The following is a 17,318-nucleotide window of genomic DNA, read 5'->3' as shown; positions in this document are numbered from 1 at the left end:
GTGTTGCGGGGAGTCGCGGGGTGCACCACCGTTGGTGGGGCGAGCGAGGCGATCTACGCGTGGGGGAGTGCACTGCATGACAGCTCGAATCGGCATCGACGACGTGAGGCCGCTCTCGGGAGACGGCACCTATCCGTCCAAGGCGGTGGTGGGCGAGCACGTGCCGGTCAGCGCCATCGTGTGGCGCGAGGGCCACGACGCCGTCGCCGCCGAGGTCGTGTGGCGAGGACCCGGAGCGCGGCGCGACCGGACGTCGCGGCTGCGCGAGCTGGTCGAGGGGACCGACACCTTCAGCGGCGTGATCGTCCCGGACTCGGTCGGCCTGTGGACCTTCCGCGTCGACGCGTGGAGCGACCCGTGGACCACGGTGGTGCACGCCATCGAGGTGAAGCTGGCCGCCGGGCAGACCGCCGACGAGCTCGCGAACGACCTCGAGCTGGCCGCTCGCCTGCTCGACGAGGTGGCCGCGCGCAAGGAGCGCGCGAAGGACCGTCCGGCGCTCGAGGGTGCCGCCACGGCCCTGCGCGCCGCGGACCTCCCGCTCGGCGCCCGCACCGGGCCCGCGCTCGCCTCCGAGGTCCGCCGAATCATGCACGACCACCCGGTGCGTGAGCTCGTCACACGGGGGCCGGAGCGCACCATCTGGGTCGACCGCACCCGCGCGGCCTACGGCTCGTGGTACGAGTTCTTCCCCCGCTCGACCGGCGGCGTGGGCGCGGACGGCGTGCCCGTCCACGGCACGTTCGCGACCGCGGCGAAGGAGCTGGACCGCGTCGCCGAGATGGGATTCGACGTCGTGTACTTCCCGCCGATCCACCCGATCGGCCGCGTCAACCGCAAGGGGCCCAACAACACCCTGACGCCGGGGCCGGACGACCCCGGCTCGCCCTGGGCGATCGGCGCCGCGGAGGGCGGTCACGACGCGATCCACCCCGAGCTCGGCACCGAGGAGGACTTCGCCGCCCTGTTGGCGCGGGCGGCCGAGCTCGGGATCGAGGTGGCCCTCGACCTCGCGCTGCAGGTCGCCCCGGACCACCCGTGGGTCAGCGCGCACCCGGAGTTCTTCACGACGCTGCCCGACGGCACGATCGCCTTCGCGGAGAACCCGCCGAAGAAGTACCAGGACATCTACCCGCTCAACTTCGACAACGACCCGGACGCGATCTACGCCGAGATGCTGCGCGTGACGCTGCACTGGGTCGAGCGTGGCGTCAGGATCTTCCGGGTCGACAACCCGCACACGAAGCCGCCGAACTTCTGGGCGTGGCTCATCGGCGCGGTCAAGCGCGAGCATCCCGACGTGCTGTTCCTGTCCGAGGCGTTCACGCGCCCCGCCCGCCTGTGGGGACTCGCGCGGCTCGGCTTCACCCAGAGCTACACCTACTTCACGTGGCGGACGACCAAGCAGGAGCTCATCGAGTTCGGCGAGGACCACCGGGACCGGTGGGACGAGGGCCGGCCCAACCTGTTCGTCAACACGCCCGACATCCTCCCCGAGCACCTGCAGGTCGGCGGGCCCGGCATGTTCGCGCTCCGGGCCGCACTGGCCGCGACGCTCTCGCCGACGTGGGGCGTCTACTCCGGCTACGAGCTCTACGAGCACGAGCCGCTCGGGCCCGGCAAGGAGGAGTACCTCGACTCGGAGAAGTTCCAGCTGCGTCCCCGCGACTACGCGGCCGCGCTGGCCGAGGGCCGCTCCCTGCAGCCGTGGCTCACGCGACTCAACGAGATCCGTCGTGCGCACCCCGCGCTGCAGCAGATGCGCACGCTGCGGTTCCACGAGGTCGACCACGAGGCGCTGATCGCCTACTCCAAGCAGGACCCGGAGTCCGGCGACACCGTCGTGGTGGTCGTCTCCCTCGACCCGCACGAGTCGCGCGAGGCCACGCTGTGGCTCGACCTGCCGAGCCTGGGCTTCGCGCCGGGCGAGCACCTGATCGCCCACGACGAGGTGTCCGGCGAGACCTACGACTGGAGTGACGGGAACTACGTGCGACTCGACCCGACCCGCGCCTGCGCGCACATCGTCAGCCTGACCAGGAAGGGGGCCTGAGGTGAACGAGGCTCACGACGTCACGACAGCCCCCGATGCGGCCCTCGTCGGATTGGAGGACATCCCGCACACGGGCGAGTCGATCGCCGACGACGGGACGCTCACCGAGCCCCAGGCCGAGGAGTTCGCCCACGCCGAGCAGGCGCCCGACGACCCGGAGTGGTTCAAGCGGGCGGTGTTCTACGAGGTCCTCGTGCGGGCGTTCGCAGACTCCAACGGCGACGGCACGGGCGACCTGCGGGGCCTGGCCGGCCGGCTCGACTACCTCGAGTGGCTCGGCGTCGACTGCCTGTGGCTGCCGCCGTTCTACGCCTCGCCGCTGCGCGACGGCGGCTACGACATCAGCGACTTCCGCGCCGTGCTGCCCGAGTTCGGCACGGTCGAGGACTTCGTCTTCCTGCTCGAGGAGGCCCACCAGCGGGGCATCCGGGTCATCACCGACCTGGTCCTCAACCACACGTCGGACGCGCACCCGTGGTTCCAGCAGTCGCGCAACGACCCCGACGGCCCGTACGGCGACTACTACGTCTGGCGGGACGACGACTCGGCCTACAGCGACGCGCGCGTGATCTTCGTCGACACCGAGTCGTCCAACTGGACCTACGACCCGGTGCGCGGACAGTTCTTCTGGCACCGGTTCTTCAGCCACCAGCCCGACCTCAACTTCGAGAACGAGGAAGTCCAGGAGGCCATGCTCGACGTCATGCGCTTCTGGCTGGACCTCGGGATCGACGGGTTCCGGCTCGACGCCGTGCCGTACCTGTTCGAGGAGGAGGGCACCAACTGCGAGAACCTCCCGCGGACGCACGAGTACCTGCGCCGGGTCCGGGCGACGGTCGAGGCCGAGTACCCCGGTCGGGTCCTGCTGGCGGAGGCCAACCAGTGGCCGGCGGACGTCGTCGAGTACTTCGGCGACCCCGCGGTCGGCGGCGACGAGTGCCACATGGCGTTCCACTTCCCGCTGATGCCCCGCATCTTCATGGCCGTGCGCCGCGAGTCCCGGTTCCCGATCTCAGAGATCCTGGCGCAGACACCGCCGATCCCGTCCGGCACGCAGTGGGGCATCTTCCTGCGCAACCACGACGAGCTGACGCTCGAGATGGTCACGGACGACGAGCGCGACTACATGTACCGCGAGTACGCCTCGGACCCGCGAATGAAGGCCAACATCGGCATCCGCCGCCGGCTGGCGCCGCTGCTGGAGAACGATCGCAACCAGCTCGAGCTGTTCACGGCGCTGCTGCTGAGCCTGCCCGGCTCGCCGGTCCTCTACTACGGCGACGAGATCGGCATGGGCGACAACATCTGGCTCGGGGACCGCGATGCGGTGCGCACGCCGATGCAGTGGTCGCCGGACCGCAACGCGGGGTTCTCGCGGTCGGACCCGGGCCGTGTCTACCTGCCGCCGATCATGGACCCCACCTACGGCTACGAGGCGATCAACGTCGAGGCTCAGCAGGGCAATGCCGCGTCCCTGCTGAACTGGACGCGCCAGATGATCGCGGTGCGCAAGGAGCACCGGGCGTTCGCCGAGGGCGACTTCGTCGACCTCGGCGGCTCCAACCCGAGCGTGCTCGCCTACAAGCGGGTGTGGGAGCGCCCGGACGGCGGTCTGGACGTCGTCCTGTGCGTCAACAACCTCTCGAGGTTCCCCCAGCCCGTCGAGCTCGACCTCTCCGAGCACCAGGACTCGACGCCGGTCGAGCTCACCGGCAGCGTCCGGTTCCCCCGCATCGGCGAGCTGCCCTACCTGTTGACACTGCCCGGTCACGGCTTCTACTGGTTCCAGCTGGTGGAGCTGGGCGACGAGGGCGAGATGAGGAGTCAGTCATGAGCGGACAGGCCGAGCACGAGACCATCCCGCGCGACGAGCTGGTCGCGCAGCTCGCGGCCGCCCTCCCCGCGTGGCTGCCGACGCAGCGATGGTTCGGCGGCAAGGACCGCGAGATCACGGCGGTGCACCCCGTGTCGTGGACGACCCTGCTCGAGGGCGACCCGCTGCTGCTGCACCTGGTGGTCCGGGTGGAGCAGGACGACCGCCGGGAGCTGTACCAGCTGCTCATCGGCAGTCGCCGGTCCGAGCTGCCGAACGTGCCGGCGACGGCGTCGATCGGGCTCGAGGACGGACTCACGTGCTACGAGGCGAGCGGCGATGCGGACCTGACGTCGTGCCTGCTCGACCTCATGGCCGAGGGAGCACAGGTCGACGGGCTGACGTTCGCGCACGAGCCCGGCGCCGATCTCGCCACCGGGCTGCGCGCCCACCCCATCACGACCGAGCAGAGCAACACGTCGCTGGTCTACGGCAGCCAGTACATCCTCAAGCTGTTCCGCAAGCTGGTCCCCGGGGTCAACAAGGACCTGGTGCTCCATCGCGCGCTGCACGAGCTCGGCTCGGAGCACATCGCCGATCCGCTGGGATCGATCAACGCCCGGATCGAGGGCGAGGAGATCACGATGGGGATGCTCCAGCGGTTCATGCCCGACGCGGCCGACGGCTGGGTCATGGCGACGACCAGCGTGCGCGACTACATGGCCGATCCGACCGGCCTGCCGCCCGAGGAGTTCGGCGGGGACTTCGCTGGCGAGGCCTACCGGCTCGGCAAGGCCGTCGCGACGGTGCACGCCGACCTGGCCCGCGCGCTCGGCACCGAGCAGGTCGGCGCCGACAGGCTCCGGACGGTGCACGAGGCGATGCTGGCCCGACTCGACCGGGTGTCGGCGCAGGTGCCCGAACTGGTGCAGCACGCCGACGCCCTGCGGCGCGTCTTCGCGCGCATCCTGGACGTCCCCGTGCCGGTCTCGACCCAGCTCATCCACGGCGACCTGCACCTGGGCCAGGTCCTGAGGACGATCCACGGGTGGCTGCTGCTCGACTTCGAGGGTGAGCCGGCCGCAAGCCACGCCGAGCGGGCCGCTTTGGCCTCGCCGCTGCGCGACGTCGCCGGCATGCTGCGCTCGTTCGACTACGCCGCGCAGCAGATGCTGGTGGGCCATCCGGACGACCCGGAGCGGACCTCGTGCGCGATGGCCTGGGCGCGCCGCAACCGCGACGCGTTCTGCGACGGCTACGGCAAGGTGGCCGGCCGGGACCCGCGTGACAGCGCCGACGTGCTGCGCGCCCTCGAGCTCGACAAGGCCGTCTACGAGGTCGCCTACGAGCACGCCAACCGTCCCGACTGGCTGACCGTGCCGTTGGCGTCGATCGATCGGATCGTGACCGAAAGTGAGTGACCCCGTGAGCCAGACCCCTGCGTGGCCGCCGTCCGTCGGCGACCTGGACCTGCACCTCATCGGCGAGGGCCGGCACGAACGACTGTGGGAGGTCCTCGGCGCGCACGTCACCACCTACGAGGGTGAGGACGGCCCGGTGAGCGGCACTCGCCTCGCGGTCTGGGCGCCGAACGCGCGCGCCGTGCAGCTCATCGGCGACGTCAACTCCTGGCAGGGCGACGAGCACGCGATGCGTCCGCTCGGGGGCTCGGGCGTGTGGGACCTGTTCGTCCCCGGCATGGGGGAGGGCTCGCGCTACAAGTTCCGCATCCAGGGCCCGGACGGTCACTGGCGCGAGAAGGCCGACCCCATGGCCTTCGGCACCGAGGTCCCGCCCGCCACGGCGTCCGTGGTCGTGGAGTCGCGCCACGAGTGGTCCGACGATGCGTGGATCGCCCGGCGCGACGCGACGTCGTGGCTCGATGCGCCGATGAGCATCTACGAGGTGCACCTCGGCTCGTGGCGGCCCGGCCTCGACTATCGCGAGCTGGCCGGTGCGCTCGCGGACTACCTCGCCGAGACCGGGTTCACGCACGTCGAGCTCATGCCGATCGCCGAGCATCCCTTCGGCGGATCGTGGGGCTACCAGGTCACCTCGTACTACGCGCCCACGTCGCGCTTCGGCTCACCCGACGACTTCCGCTGGTTCGTCGACGAGCTGCACCGGCGGGGCTTCGGCGTCATCGTCGACTGGGTCCCGGCGCACTTCCCGCGCGACGAGTGGGCGCTGGCCCGCTTCGACGGCACCGCGCTGTACGAGCACCCGGACCCGCGTCGCGGCGAGCAGCCCGACTGGGGGACCTACGTGTTCGACTTCGGTCGCCCGCAGGTGCGCAACTTCCTCGTCGCCAACGCGCTGTTCTGGCTGGAGGAGTTCCACCTGGACGGGCTGCGCGTGGACGCGGTCGCGTCGATGCTCTACCTCGACTACTCGCGCAACGAGGGGGAGTGGGTCGCCAACAGGCACGGTGGCCGCGAGAACCTCGAGGCGGTCCAGCTGCTGCAGGAGCTCAACGCGACGGTCTACAAGCACCATCCCGGCGTGGTCATGGTGGCCGAGGAGTCCACGGCGTGGCCCGGCGTCAGCAGCCCGACCAGCAGCGGCGGCCTGGGCTTCGGCTTCAAGTGGAACATGGGCTGGATGCACGACACCCTCTCGTACCTGGGGCACGACCCGATCCACCGCTCCTACCACCACGGCGAGATGACGTTCTCGATCGACTACGCCTGGAGCGAGCACTTCATCCTGCCGCTGTCCCACGACGAGGTCGTGCACGGCAAGGGCTCGCTGTGGCAGCGGATGCCGGGCGACGAGTGGAACAAGGCGGCCGGCGTGCGGGGCCTGCTCGCGTTCATGTGGGCCCACCCGGGCAAGCAGATGCTCTTCATGGGCGGCGAGTTCGGCCAGCCGGGCGAGTGGGCCGAGTCGCGCTCCCTCGACTGGGACGCGCTCGACGACCCGCTGCACGCGGGCATCCAGCGCCTGGTGGCCGATCTCAACGAGCACTATCGCGAGGACCCCGCCCTGTGGTCGGCGGACGCCCGGCCCGAGGGGTTCCGGTGGATCGACGCCAGCGACACCGCGGGCAACGTGATCGCCTTCCTGCGCCTCGGCTCGGACGGTTCGCAGCTGGCCTGCGTCGCCAACTTCTCCGGCGGCCCGCACCACGACTACCGCGTCGGCCTGCCCCTGGCGGGCACCTGGACCGAGGTCATCAACACGGACGCCGAGATCTACGGCGGCTCGGGGGTCGGCAACCTCGGAGCGGTGGAGGCCACCGAGGACCCGTGGCACGGACAGCCGGCCTCGGCCGTCCTGCAGCTGCCGCCCAGCGGGGTGCTGTGGCTGCGGCCGGCCGAGGAGGAGTGACGGTCCGGGGTCCTCGACACACGCCCGGTCGGGCAGACTTCAGGAGTGTCCGATCCGCTGCGCAGCCTGCTCGCCGCGCCGCCGGACCTTCCGGTCACCGCCGGTCTGGCGGCACTCGACGAGGCGGTCCGGACCCACGGCGTCGCGGTGGTGCACGCCCCGCCCGGCACGGGCAAGACGACGCTCGTCCCGCCGGCGGTCGCCGAGGCCGTGTCCGGTCGGGTCGTGGTCACGCAGCCCAGCCGCATCGCCGCTCGAGCCGCGGCGCGTCGGCTCGCGCAGCTCCTCGGCGAGCCGCTGGGGGAGACCGTCGGCTACGCGGTCCGCGGTGAGCGGCGCGCCGGCCCGCGCACGCGCGTCGAGGTCGTGACCACCGGCCTGCTCCTGCGGCGGATCCAGAGCGATCCGGAGCTGCCCGGCATCGCGGCCGTCGTCCTCGACGAGGTCCACGAGCGCCATCTCGACGCCGACCTGACGCTCGCTCTGCTGCTGGACGTCCGCGCCAACCTGCGCGAGGACCTCGCGCTGGTGGCGATGTCCGCCACGATTGAGGTCGAGCGCACCGCCCTGGTGGTCGGCGGGGCCGGGGGAGCGGCTCCCGTGATCGGCGTCCCGGGCGCTCTGCACCCGGTGGAGACGGGCTGGTGCCCTCCGCCACCGCGCACGCGCCGCACCGACGAGCGGGGCATCACCCCGGCCTTCCACGACCACGTCGCCGCGACCGTGCGTCGTGCCCTCGCCGAGCACCAGGGCGACGTCCTGGTCTTCGTGCCGGGTGTCGGCGAGGTCGAGGCGACCGTGCGGCGCCTCGGCGGCGTGGACGCGGACGTGCACGCCCTGCACGGCCGGTTGTCGGCCGCCGAGCAGGACCGTGCGTTGAGCGAGGGCCCCCGGCGGCGGGTCGTCGTCTCGACCGCGGTCGCCGAGTCGTCGCTGACGGTGCCCGGCGTGCTTGTCGTCGTGGACGCCGGCTTCTCGCGCGAGCCGCGGACGGACCACCGCCGTGGCCTGGGGTCGCTCGTCACCGTGAGCGTGAGCCGGGCCGCCGCCGAGCAGCGTGCCGGCCGCGCGGGCCGCCTCGGTCCCGGCGCCGTGCTGCGCTGCTGGTCCGAGGCCGAGCACGCCCATCTCGCCGCCCACCCCGAGCCCGAGATCGCCACCGCCGACCTGACCGCGTTCGCCCTGGAGGTGGCGTGCTGGGGCAGCTCGGACGTGCGCGACCTGTCGCTGCTCGACCAGCCGCCGGCGCACGCCCTCGAGGCCGCCCGGCGGGTGCTCGTGGAGCTCGGCGCGATGACCGAGGACGGCAGCGTCACGCGGCGCGGCCGGGTCCTCGCCGGCGTGCCGGTCGATCCGCGGCTGGCGCGGGCGCTCGTGGACGGGGCCGGTCTCGTCGGCGCGAGGCGGGCGGCCGAGGTGGTCGCGATGCTCAGTGAGGACGTCCGTGCACCCGGCGGTGACCTCGTCGCGGCCCTGCGGTCCCTTAGGAGCGGGCAGGGCGCAGGGTCGTGGCGCAGCCAGGTCCGCCGGCTGGAGGGCATCGTGACGCAGGGCGGGCAGACCGCTGGTGGCGGACTGACTGACGACGTGGCGGTCGGTCTGGTGGTCGCCCTGGCGCACCCGGACCGGATCGCGCGCAAGCGACCGGGCTCCTCCGGCTATCTCATGACGTCCGGGACCGGCGCGGCACTGGACCCGCGTGACCCCGGGCCGCTGGCCGGCCTCGAGTGGCTGGCCGTCGGCGATGCGGACCGCCGGCCGGGCTCGCGCGAGGCACGGATCCGCGCGGCGGCCCCGCTCACCGAGGACCTGGCTCTCGAGGCGGCCGGGTCGCTGTGGACCGAGGTCGACGAGGTCCGCTGGGCCGACGGGCGGATTCTGGCCCGTCGGCGCACGCTGCTCGGCGCGATCGAGCTGGCCTCGGTCCCGCTGGCGGATCCGCCGGAGCAGGACGTGGCGGAGGCGATCCGGGCGGCGGTCGAGACCGAGGGGATCGGCCTGCTCACGTGGACGGACGCCGCCACGGCGCTGCGCGCTCGCCTGGACTTCCTGCACCGGGCGCTCGGCGATCCGTGGCCGGATGTCAGCGACGAGGCACTGACCCGGGACCTCCACGCGTGGCTGGGGCCGCAGCTCGCGCGGGTCCGCTCGGCCCAGGACCTGCGCCGCATCGACGTCACCGCCGCGCTCCGGGCCCTGCTGCCGTGGCCCGAGGCCGGCCGGCTCGACGAGCTCGCTCCCGAGCGCGTGGAGGTCCCCAGCGGGTCGAGCGTGCGGATCGACTACGGACGGGAGCAGCCGGTGCTCGCGGTGCGGCTGCAGGAGGTCCTCGGCTGGGACTCGGTGCCCGTCCTCGCGGGCGGCCGCGTGCCGCTGCTGCTGCACCTGCTCTCGCCGGCCCGGCGCCCCGCCGCCGTCACGGCCGACCTCGACTCGTTCTGGGACAACGGCTACCCGGGCGTGCGCGCCGACCTGCGCGGCCGCTATCCCAAGCACCCGTGGCCCGAGGACCCGCGCAGTGCCCCCGCCACCCGGCGGACCAACACGCCGCGCTCACGCTGAGGTCGCCTCGATCTCTCACCGGACACCTCGCGTGGCTCGCCCCGGGACCGCGCGCGGACGAGGAGTTCCTCCATCCCTTCACCGCCCTGCGCCTGTTCCCGGTGGTGGGGACCGTCTACGCCCTCGCGTTCGTCGCCATGCGGGCCAGGGTCCCGGGCGACGGACGGGTCACCAGCTCTCGCCGAACTCCGTGAACGTGAAGCTGTCGTCGGCGGCGTCCTGGACGGCCTTGGCGACGGCATGGTGCACGCCGGGGTGGAACACGCTCGGGATGATGTAGTTCGCGTTGAGCTCGCCGGGGGTGACGGCGTCCGCGATCGCCTCGGCCGCGGCGACCAGGGCGCCGGCGGGGATGTCGTGGCTCTGGGCGTCGAGCAGGCCCCGGAAGGTGCCCGGGAACGCGAGCACGTTGTTGATCTGGTTCGGGTAGTCCGAGCGGCCCGTGGCGACGACGCGCGCGGTGCGGCGGGCCACGGCTGGGTCGATCTCGGGCGTCGGGTTGGCGAGCGCGAAGACGATCGCGTCCTCGCCCATCGCGGCCACGTCGTCGCCGTCGATGATGTTCGGTGCGCTGACGCCGATGAACACGTCAGCGCCCGGCAGCGCCTCCTTGAGCGTGCCCCGTAGGTCCGCGGGGTTGGTGTTCTCGGCGATCCAGCGCAGGGAGGCATGGTCGCTCTCGCGACCACGGTGCACCACGCCGTCGACGTCGCAGACCACGACGTCGCGCGCGCCCGCCGTCAGCAGCAGCTTGAGGATCGCGGTGCCGGCGGCGCCCGCGCCGGCCAGCACGATGCGCGCGTCCGCGAGCTCCTTGTCCACGACCCGCAGGGCGTTGGTCAGGGCCGCGAGGACCACGATCGCCGTGCCGTGCTGGTCGTCGTGGAAGACCGGGATGTCGAGTCGCTCGCGCAGGCGCTGCTCGACCTCGAAGCAGCGCGGCGCGGAGATGTCCTCCAGGTTGATCCCGGCGAAGCCGGGCGCGATCGCGGCGACGGTCTCGACGATCCCGTCCACGTCCTGCGTGTCGAGGACGATCGGCCAAGCGTCGATCCCGGCGAACGACTTGAACAGCGCGGCCTTGCCCTCCATGACCGGCAGCGCCGCGAGCGGGCCGATGTTGCCCAGCCCAAGCACCGCGGACCCGTCGCTGACCACCGCGACGCTGTTGCGCTTGACCGTCAGGCGCCGCGCGTCCTCCGGCTCGGCGGCGATCGCGTTGCAGATCCGTGCGACACCCGGGGTGTAGACCATCGACAGGTCGTCGCGGTTGCGCAGCGGGTGCTTGGAGGCCGTCTCGATGACGCCGCCGAGGTGCATCAGGAAGGTCCGGTCCGAGACCTTGAGGATCTCGACGTCCTCGAGCCGGCCCAGTGCCTCGACGACGCGGTCGGCGGCGCCCTCGCCCTCGGACGCCGCGCACGTCAGGTCGATCTGGAGCACGTCGACGCCCGACCCCGTGACGTCGAGTGCGGTGACGAGTCCGCCGGCCTCCTCGACGCAGGCACTCAGCGCGCTGACGCCCGAGCCTCCTGCGGGGACGGTGAGGCGGACGGTGATCGAGTTCGAGACTCCGGGAGACGACACGAGATCGTTCCTACTCCTCGATCGGCGTTACTGGCGAGTCGGTGAACCGCGTCCCGCTCAGCCGCCGAACTCCTGCTTCAGCGCGGCGAGCAGCTCCGGCGCCGCGTCGAGGTACTGGTCCTGGGCCTCGTCGCCGATCTGGATGAGCGCGAGGTCCGTGAAGCCGGCCTCGGCGAAGGGCCGCGCGGCCTCGATCACCGCGTCGACGTCGTCGCCGCAGGGGATCTGCTCGGCGACGTCCTCGGGACGCACGAACTGGGTGGCCGCGTCGAACGCGGACGGCCCGGGCAGCTCGGCGTTGACCTTCCAACCGCCGGCGAACCAGCGGAACTGCTCGTGGGCGCGCGTCACGGCCCGGTCGCGGTCGGCGTCCCACGAGATCGGCAGCTGGCCGACCTTGCGGGCCGGGGTCGAGGCGCGCGTCGCCTCGTCGAAGCCCTTCACCGCGTCCGCGTCGGGCTCGACGGCGATCATGAAGTCCGCCCACGGCGCCGCGACGCCGATCGACTGGGGACCGCTGACCGCGACGCCGATGGGCACGCGCGACTCCGGCAGGTCCCACAGCTTCGCCGAGTCGACCCGGTAGTGGTCGCCCACGAAGTTGACGTACCCGCCGTCGAGCAGCCGGTTGATGATCTCGAGCGCCTCGGAGAACCGCTCGTGGCGGACGTTGACCGGGTCCCAGCCCTCGCCGACGACGTGCTCGTTGAGGTTCTCGCCCGCGCCGAGGCCGAGCGAGAAGCGTCCTTCGCTCAGGACGCCGAGCGTCGCGGCCTGCTGTGCCACGACGGCCGGGTGGTAACGGCCGATCGGGCACGTCACGTATGTCATCAGCTCGAGCGTGCTGGTCGCGTTGGCGACCGCGCCGAGGGTCACCCAGGCGTTCGGGCTGTGGCCCTGCTCGTCGAGCCACGGGTTGTAGTGGTCGCTCATCACCGCGAAGGGGAACCCCGCCTCCTCGGCACGCCGGGCGTACGTCACGAGGCTCGTGGGGGAGGACTGCTCGCACATGAGGGTGCATCCGATGGACAGGCTCATGCCGATCCAGTACCCGGGACGGCGCGCCTCACTCCACCCGGGGCTACGATGGACTCACGACCATCGCGATCGGTGCGTCCCGACAGACTCATCCCGGGTGCAACGAGACGTCATCGTCCGCCACGAGGCCTTCGAAGGCTCCCGGCGAACCAGCTGCGACGCCGCGGTCCGACTCCGGGTCCGAGCTCCTCGGGCCATGTCCGTCGGCCGTGGCCCATCGCGAGGTCCGTAGCTGTCCGGGTGCGCTCGCACCACGACGCGGACAGCGTGCATCTCAGAGGAGAGACGTTTGGCCACACGAGGCCGGAGCCGTTCGGGCTCCACCGGGACGCGGTCCCGCAACCAGCGCGCCGGGCGCGCCCCCGCAGGCGAGGGCATCATCCCGGTGCTCGCGCGCGCCGTCCGCGAGGTCGAGGCCGGAGTCGGTCGCGGCCGCAAGAGCCCGTCCATCCGGACGAAGTACCAGACCGTGGCCCTGCTGGCGCGCGAGGAGCGCGCGCGGGTCAAGGAGGACGCGGAGCTGAGCGAGCCCCAGCGCACCGAGCAGCTCAAGCGCCTCGACGGCATCGGGACGATCCTGGCCAAGACGGCCGCGCTCGACACGTCGCTGCTCTCGCTGCTCGCCGAGGACGCCGAGGTGTCCGACGCCGCCAAGGAGCTCAAGCGCGAGATGCTCGCCGCCGCCGGCCTCGAGCTCCCCGACGAGCCCGAGGAGCCGGAGGAGACCGAGCCCGCCGAGGCGCCCGCCAGCCGTCAGGTGGTCCCGCAGTCCGTCATCTCGCGCACCCTGGCGAACCCGTTCCTGCCGCCGCAGTTCCACCTCGAGCGCCGCGCCCCGCAGACCCACCGCCTGGCGGGCTGGGAGCTCATCGGCCCGCTGCTGTCGTCGTTCGAGCGCGCCTCCAGCGGCGCCTCCGCCTGCATGGACCTGCCCGAGCCGACGACGGTGCCCCTCCCGGAGGGCATGTCGCTCATGCGCCACCAGGCCGAGCTCGTCGCCGCCGCGGCCGAGGGCCACCGCACGTTCCTGCTGGCGGACGAGCCCGGCCTGGGCAAGACCGCCCAGTCGCTGCTCGCCGCGCAGGCCGCGGACGCGTATCCGCTGCTCGTCGTCGTGCCGAACGTCGTCAAGTCCAACTGGGCCCGCGAGGCGCGGATGTGGACGCCGCGTCACCAGGCCACCGTGATCCAGGGCGACGGCGAGACCGTCGACGCGTTCGCCGACATCGTGATCGTCAACTACGAGGTCCTCGACCGGCACGTCGGCTGGCTCGGCGACCTCGGCTTCCGCGGCATGGTCCTCGACGAGGCGCACTTCATCAAGAACAAGTCCTCGCAGCGCTCGCAGCACGTCCTGCAGCTGTCCGAGCGGATCCGTGCCCGCGCCGGCCGCCCGCTGCTGATGGCCCTCACCGGCACCCCGCTGATCAACGACATCGAGGACTTCCGCGCCATCTGGCAGTACCTCGGCTGGATCGACGAGAAGAAGCCGCGCGCCGAGCTGATGGACGCGCTCGAGGAGACGGGGCTGACCCCGCTCGATCCCGGCTTCTTCCCGGCCGCCCGCTCCCGCGTCATCGACATGGGCATCGTCCGCCGCCGCAAGGTCGACGTGGCCGCGGACATCCCGGCTCGCCGCGTCGCCGACCTGCAGGTCGAGCTGGACGACGAGGCCGAGCGCTCCATCCGCGCCGCCGAGCGCGAGCTCGTGGCCCGCCTCGTCGCGAAGTACGAGCGGGCGATCGAGGCCCGGGACGGCGAGTCCGCGGCCGAGGGCATCGACCACGACCTCGTCCGCCGGATCGCGGCGTCCGAGCGCGAGGAGTCCGCGAAGTCGGACGAGAACGTGTTCGCGATGATGCGCCGCATCGGCCAGGCGAAGGCGGGCCTCGCGGCCGACTACGCCGCGCAGCTGGCCCACAGCGTCGGCAAGGTCGTCTTCTTCGCCAAGCACGTCGACGTGATGGACGAGGCCGAGGCCACCTTCGAGAAGCGGGGGATCCGGTACACGTCGATCCGCGGCAACCAGACGCCGTCGGTGCGCCAGAGGAGCATCGACGCGTTCGTGAACGATCCCGACGTGGCGGTCGTCGTGTGCTCGCTGTCGGCGGCCGGCGTCGGCGTCAACCTGCAGGTCGCCTCGGACATGGTCCTGGCCGAGCTGTCGTGGACGGACGCCGAGCAGACGCAGGCCATCGACCGCGTCCACCGCATCGGCCAGACCGAGCCGGTGACGGCGTGGCGGATCATCGCCTCGCGGACGATCGACACCCGGATCGCCGAGCTCATCGACAGCAAGGCCGGCCTCGCCGCCCGCGCCCTCGACGGCTCCGACGAGGAGATCGCCCAGTCCGCCGACCTGCAGCTGGAGACGCTCGTCGCCCTGCTGACGGAGGCGCTCTCGTCGTGACGGGGGCACGGCCAGTACCCTGACCGTGCGAGTGCCGACGTGCGGCACGCAACCCCGCAGGAGAACCGCACACCGATGGAAAGTGACTGTCCCAGCCACTGTCGTCCCGTCGTCCCGCCCGCCCGGGCCCTCCCTGAGGGGAGGCGCCGCTGATGTGGGTCCTCACCCTGCTGCTCGGTCTCCTCGTGGTGCTGGCGATCACCGCCGCCACCGGCTACTTCGTGGCGCAGGAGTTCTCCTACATGGCGGTGGACCGCTCGCGGCTGAAGGCGCGCGCCTCCGCCGGTGACGCCGCCGCGCGGCGCGCGCTCGCGGTGACCCGCCGCACCTCGTTCATGCTCTCGGGCGCGCAGCTGGGCATCACCGTGACGGCGCTGCTCGTCGGCTACGTCGCCGAGCCGCTCATCGGCGAGTCGCTCGGCACGGCACTCGGCGGCGTCGGCGTACCGACGGGCGTGGGCGTCGCGGTCGGCACCGTCATCGCGCTGCTGGTCTCGACGTTCGTGCAGATGATCTTCGGCGAGCTGTTCCCGAAGAACCTCGCCATCGCGCGGCCCGAGCCCGTCGCGGTCGCGCTGGCGACCTCGACGACGATCTACCTCTCGATGTTCGGCTGGCTCGTCCGGGTCTTCGACGCGGCCTCCAACCTGCTGCTGCGGCTGGTGCGGATCGAGCCCGTGCACGACGTCGAGCACGCCGCGACCGTCCGCGACCTCGAGAGCATCGTGGCCGAGTCGCGCGACAGCGGCGACCTGCCCGCCGAGCTCTCGATGCTGCTGGACCGCATCCTCGACTTCCCGGAGCGGGACGTCGAGCACGCCATGATCCCGCGGGCCCGCGTCGACGTGGTGCGCGCCGACGACACGCTCGACGACGTGTGGCGGACGATGAGCGCGGGGCACTCGAGGTACCCCGTCCTGGACGGCGGCGACGAGGTGCGAGGCGTCGTCCACCTCCAGGACCTGCTCGCGGCCACCGAGGTCGGCGGCGCCCCCGTCGCGACGCTCATGCGCGAGGCGGTGCTGGTCCCGACCTCGATGGCGCTGCCCGATGCGCTGCGGGCGATGACGACCACCGGCTCGCAGCTGGTGTGCGTGGTGGACGAGTACGGCGGCTTCGCCGGCGTCCTCACTGGCGAGGACCTGGCCGAGGAGCTGGTCGGCGAGATCGCCGACGAGCACGATCCCGACGCCGACATCGCCGTCGCCCAGGCCGACGGGACCTGGCTCATGGCCGGCGACCTCCCTGTGGACGAGGTCGAGCGGACCGTCGGCTGCGCGCTGCCCGAGGGTGACCACGAGACCCTCGCCGGACTGGCCATCGCCGCCCACGGCGAGCTGCCCGGCGTCGGCACCGTCGTCCGAGTGACCCTCCCGCCGGACCCGGCCGCCCTGGGCGGCCCGGCCGAGCCCGAGCCGGCGCACCTCGTCCTCCAGGTGGTCGAGGTGACCCGGCACGTGCCCTCGCGACTGCGGGTGACGCACGAGATCGCCCAGCCGACCGACGAGGGAGCCAGCCGATGAGCAACCCGATCGTGGTCATCACGGTGACCGTCGCGCTGATCGTCCTCAGCGCGTTCTTCGTCGCGGCCGAGTTCGCGCTGCTGGCCGCCAAGCGGCACCGGCTCCAGGACCGCGCCGCCGAGAGTCGCTCGGCCCGCGCGGCGCTGCGCAGCTTCAACGAGCTCACCGTGCTGCTGGCGGGCTGCCAGCTCGGCATCACGGCCTGCGCGCTCGGCCTCGGCGCCGTCACCAAGCCCGCCGTGAAGTACGCGCTCGGCCCCGTCCTGAGCGGCTGGGGCGCCCCGGACTGGCTGGCCGACGGGGCCGCGTTCGTGCTGGCGCTGGTGGTCGTCACGTTCCTGCACCTCGTGATCGGCGAGATGGCGCCGAAGTCGTGGGCCATCGCGCACCCCGAGTCCGCCGCGATCGCCCTGGCGCTGCCGATGCGCGGCTTCATGTGGCTGGCGCGTCCGTTGCTGGTCGCGCTGAACGAGATGGCCAACTGGTGCCTGCGCAGGGTCGGCGTCGAGCCACAGTCGAGCGTCGCGTCGGGCCAGACACCCGACGACCTGCGTCACCTCGTCGAGCACTCGGCGAACGTCGGGGCGATCGGCGCCGGCCACTCGACGCACCTGACCGAGGCTCTCGTCCTGCAGGACCTGACACTCGGCGACCTCCTCCGCCCCGGGCGCCGCATCACCGCGGTGGACGCCGCCGGGACCGTGGCCGACGTCCGTGCCGCCGCGGTGAGCAGCGGACACCTGCGCATCCTCGTCACCGACGCGCGCGAGGTCGTCGGCGTGGTCCACGTCCGGGACACGCTCGCGCTGTCCCCGGCGGACGGGCTCGCCGGTCCCATGCGCCCGGTCGTCCGCCTCGAGGCGGAGACGCCCGTGTACTCGGCCCTCGCCACCATGCGCGAGACGCGGACCCACCTGGTCCTCGTCACCGGTCCGCAGGGCGACGGCGTGCTGACGCTCACGGACCTGCTCGAGCGGCTGTTCCCGCGGACCGCGGCGTGAC

At 72.4% G+C, this 17,318-nt stretch carries 10 protein-coding genes; 8 read left to right on the top strand and 2 right to left on the bottom strand.

What is annotated here, in order from left to right; translation table 11 throughout:
• The first annotated feature begins 76 nt into the window (after positions 1-76).
• Genes AB3M81_RS04305 through hrpB form a run of 5 tightly spaced genes read left to right on the top strand, consistent with a single transcriptional unit; the run spans position 77 to position 9,758 of the window.
• Positions 77-2,053, top strand: coding sequence for a maltotransferase domain-containing protein (locus AB3M81_RS04305; RefSeq protein WP_412902680.1), 1,977 nt, complete (start codon positions 77-79; stop codon positions 2,051-2,053).
• A gap of 1 nt (position 2,054) precedes the next feature.
• Complete coding sequence (gene treS, locus AB3M81_RS04300) at positions 2,055-3,887, top strand: maltose alpha-D-glucosyltransferase (protein ID WP_412902679.1); 1,833 nt, start codon at positions 2,055-2,057, stop codon at positions 3,885-3,887.
• Positions 3,884-5,287 carry a maltokinase N-terminal cap-like domain-containing protein gene (locus AB3M81_RS04295; RefSeq protein WP_412902678.1) on the top strand — a complete coding sequence of 468 codons (1,404 nt, stop codon included), beginning with the start codon at positions 3,884-3,886 and terminating at the stop codon, positions 5,285-5,287. Before treS ends, AB3M81_RS04295 begins: the two co-directional genes overlap by 4 nt.
• Before the next feature lie 4 nt (positions 5,288-5,291).
• Positions 5,292-7,196 carry a 1,4-alpha-glucan branching protein GlgB gene (gene glgB / locus AB3M81_RS04290; RefSeq protein ID WP_412902677.1) on the top strand — a complete coding sequence of 635 codons (1,905 nt, stop codon included), beginning with the start codon at positions 5,292-5,294 and terminating at the stop codon, positions 7,194-7,196.
• Positions 7,197-7,241: 45 nt separating this feature from the next.
• Entirely contained in the window at positions 7,242-9,758 is a 2,517-nt protein-coding gene (hrpB, locus tag AB3M81_RS04285; protein ID WP_412902676.1) for an ATP-dependent helicase HrpB, read from the top strand.
• Positions 9,759-9,926: 168 nt separating this feature from the next.
• On the opposite strand, the gene AB3M81_RS04280 is transcribed toward hrpB, so the two are convergent.
• Both AB3M81_RS04280 and AB3M81_RS04275 read right to left on the bottom strand, forming a co-directional pair.
• Positions 9,927-11,345: an NAD-dependent malic enzyme gene (locus AB3M81_RS04280; RefSeq protein WP_412902675.1), complete on the bottom strand. Its 1,419-nt coding sequence runs from the start codon at positions 11,343-11,345 to the stop codon at positions 9,927-9,929.
• Positions 11,346-11,402: 57 nt separating this feature from the next.
• Positions 11,403-12,383 (bottom strand): TIGR03557 family F420-dependent LLM class oxidoreductase, encoded by a 981-nt coding sequence (locus tag AB3M81_RS04275; RefSeq protein ID WP_412902674.1) that lies wholly within the window; start codon positions 12,381-12,383, stop codon positions 11,403-11,405.
• A 289-nt stretch (positions 12,384-12,672) separates the two neighbouring features.
• Between AB3M81_RS04275 and AB3M81_RS04270 the strand changes: the two genes are divergently transcribed.
• The 3 genes from AB3M81_RS04270 to AB3M81_RS04260 all read left to right on the top strand — a co-directional run bounded on the left by AB3M81_RS04270 (position 12,673) and on the right by AB3M81_RS04260 (position 17,317).
• The gene (locus tag AB3M81_RS04270; protein ID WP_412902673.1) at positions 12,673-14,793 is read left to right on the top strand and encodes a DEAD/DEAH box helicase; all 2,121 of its coding nucleotides are present in this window, start codon (positions 12,673-12,675) and stop codon (positions 14,791-14,793) included.
• A 152-nt stretch (positions 14,794-14,945) separates the two neighbouring features.
• Complete coding sequence (locus tag AB3M81_RS04265) at positions 14,946-16,316, top strand: hemolysin family protein (RefSeq protein WP_412902672.1); 1,371 nt, start codon at positions 14,946-14,948, stop codon at positions 16,314-16,316.
• On the top strand, positions 16,313-17,317 hold the full coding sequence (locus AB3M81_RS04260) for a hemolysin family protein (protein WP_412902671.1): 1,005 nt from the start codon (positions 16,313-16,315) through the stop codon (positions 17,315-17,317). Before AB3M81_RS04265 ends, AB3M81_RS04260 begins: the two co-directional genes overlap by 4 nt.
• The last annotated feature ends 1 nt before the right edge of the window (position 17,318 follow it).

Source organism: Aeromicrobium jepli (genome assembly GCF_047246605.1).
Lineage (GTDB): Bacteria > Actinomycetota > Actinomycetes > Propionibacteriales > Nocardioidaceae > Aeromicrobium.
This window is presented reverse-complemented; position numbering and strand designations above follow the sequence as displayed.